1 protein-coding gene and 1 pseudogene are annotated in these 2,623 nt (G+C 67.6%); both read right to left on the reverse strand.

The genetic code is table 11. The features are described 5' to 3' along the window. Positions 1-71: 71 nt before the first annotated feature. Positions 72-818: a hypothetical protein gene (locus ACIQU6_RS44335; protein ID WP_403488359.1), complete on the reverse strand. Its 747-nt coding sequence runs from the start codon at positions 816-818 to the stop codon at positions 72-74. Continuing rightward, positions 812-2,623, reverse strand: a pseudogene (locus tag ACIQU6_RS44340) (hypothetical protein); the annotation flags it as partial. The gene ACIQU6_RS44335 and the pseudogene ACIQU6_RS44340, both read right to left, overlap by 7 nt.

A 2,623-nucleotide genomic window follows, 5' to 3' on the forward strand; every position in this document is an offset into this window, starting at 1 on the left:
CAGCCCGGCCCCGCGTGTCCCTCACCAAGGCCGCATAACATCAACCCCACGAAACCCGTTCGTGAGTGCTTTTACACCACAAACTGGACGCGACCAAGGGCGTCATCCCAGGTCTTTGTGTCGCGGGTGTGGGCGAGGGAGAAGGCACGTGTGCTGGTGTGGCGGGTTCCGTGGCACAGGTCGTCGGCGAGTGCCGTGAGGAGCGCGATGCGTTTGTGCGCGGGTACGGGTCTGTCCATTTCACGGGTGAGCGCTTCGTCAAGCCGTTCAAGGTCGTCTTGGGCGATGCCCTCGGGCGGGGTCGGAAGGTTGCCGATGCCGGCGCGGGCGCGTTCGAGGGCATGGGTGAGGCGTTGGTTTTGCGCGTCGCGGGCTTCTTGGTGAAGGCGGGCGTGGCCGCGGCCGGCTGCGGTGAGGGACCAGCGGGTCGGTGTGCCGAGGGTGAGGTCGCCTGTGACCTCGCAGCGCAGGGTGATGATGCCCGTGCGGATGAGGTCGATGGTGAAGGGCCATGCCTCGTCGCCGAAGCGTGTTTTGACGGTGGTCCAGATACGGCTTGATGCGCCGAGGATGAAGTTGCGGTCGCCGTGGCGGCAGGAGGCGAGGAGCCGGTCGAAGACGGCGGGGTCGGGCGGCGTGTTGGACTGGAGATCGACGTGTGTGTCGCGCAGTCGCGTTCGCCTGGTGCGCGCGCTGCGGAGGGGTCTGTCTTGTTGGCGGCGGGTGCGCTGAACGAAGCGGGCGGTCAGTCCCGGCGGGGTGTTGGGCAGGTGGGCGACGGGGCCGTGGCGGGGTTGGTTGGTTGGGGTGTTCACCACCAGGTACGCCCTGCCAGCAGTGCGTCGAGGGTGATCTCGACGCGGTCGTTGTTGTCGTCGTAGCCGAACATGCGGGTGGGGGTGTTGAGGGCTTCGGTGTGGCTGGGGTAGTGGAAGTAGAGCAGGCTGCCGAAGAAGTCCGCGGCGTCGTCGGTCAGTGCGTCCTGGCAGGTTCCAAGGACGGTGATGCCGTATTGCTGGGCGGTGTCGGCTATCGCGGTCAGCAGTTCGCGGCGGTGGTGGTAGCCGAGTGTGTCGCCGAGCTCGTCGAGGATGAGGATCCGACCTCGGGGGTGGGGAGAGGCCAGGAGGGCTGCGAGGACGAGGTGGACGGAGAACAGCTTCTCCTGCGCGGCGTTGGTGACGTTGTCGTAGTCGAGCATCCGGCCGGTGGGGGTTCGCCGCCAGGCGGGGGTGATCTCGCAGCGCCACAGGTCGGACAGTGATGCTGGCGGGGTGAGTGTGCGGTGCAGTTCGGCGCCGTAGAGGCCGGCTGCGCGGTTGAGGTGGTCGAGTGCGTTCTCGATGTCCTGCAGGGCCTGATCGAGTCGCAGGGTGATGCTGTCCTGCATGGCCTGGACGCTGTCGTGGAGGTCGGTCACGGTCTGCTGGGCGGCGCTCAGGCCGAGTTCGCGTTCTTCTTGGTTGGCGGTGATGCGGGCCCGGATTCCGCGGTCGCTGTCGGCGCGGGCATCGAGCCAGTCTTGGATGGCGTTGGCCGGTTCTTCGAAGGCGCGGGCGTCTGGGAATTGGCGGGTTCCTTCATCGTCGGTCTGGTTGGCGCGTAGTTGCACGGCGTGGGCGATGGTCGGGGTGGGGGCGTTCGCGCCGCTGGGCTCGATGCCGAGGTCGGCCATAGCCTGCCCGAGGTATTGGCCGGCCAGATCCCGCAGTGAGATCTCGCTGCGTCGGTCCGGCGGCTCGGCGCCGGGCTCTTCGCCCTCACGCGGCCAGCGCAGCGCTGCCAGAGCCTGTTCACGGCTGCCGGCTCGCTCCAACCAGTAGGCGGTGTTCAGCGCGGTGAGTTGCCGCTCGACGTCCTCCCGCTGCTGTTTGACTGTTTCTTCCTTTTCCCGTTCCCCTTTGAGGCGGTTGTCGGCAGCGGTGCGTTGAAGTTCGAGGGTCTTCTGCTTCACGAGGGCGTCCTGCTGTCTCTGTTTGGCGGCCTCGGCAGCGGCATGCAGTTGTTGAAGTTCCCTGGGCACACTGGCGATTTCGCCCTCCAGGGTGCGGCGTCGCTCGCGCAGCTTTCCGGCCTTCGCGGCGTGTTCCAGCCGCCGGACGAGGAGGTCTGCGTCTGCATGCTTCTTCAAGATCAGTCGCGCGCTCTTTTCGGCAGCGCTGAGTGCCGTTTGGGTCTCCTCTTCGGTGCGCCGCATGCGTTCGAGCAGGGCGCTTCGGCCGGTGAGGGGCTCGGGGAACCCGCCGAGGACTCGCAGGCCGAGCTCTTCGTCGAGTGCGGTGACCGGGTCGGTGGTGGTCTGCAGACGGTCGGCCAGCGCGTGGAGGAACGTCCGCATGGCGGGTGGTGCGAAGGCCGGGGAGCGTGCGGATCGTTCGCCGCGGCGCAGGACGAGAACGGCGCCGGGGAGGGCGGCCAGTGCTGTGGTGGCGAGGTCTGCCTGATCCGCGTCGACGCACACCGCGTCACGGTAGAGGGCCAGGCGTGCCTCCCAGCGGGCTCGCTGGCTGGCCGGGAGGTCGAGGCCGTCTAGTAGACCGTCGCGGCTAACTGTTGGGGTATAGGTGGCGGAGTCGGGTGCGGGCGTCTTGGGTGGTGAAGTGCCAGTTGACTTGGCGTTGGT

The organism is Streptomyces sp. NPDC090442, assembly GCF_044769405.1.
Classification (GTDB): Bacteria; Actinomycetota; Actinomycetes; order Streptomycetales; family Streptomycetaceae; genus Streptomyces.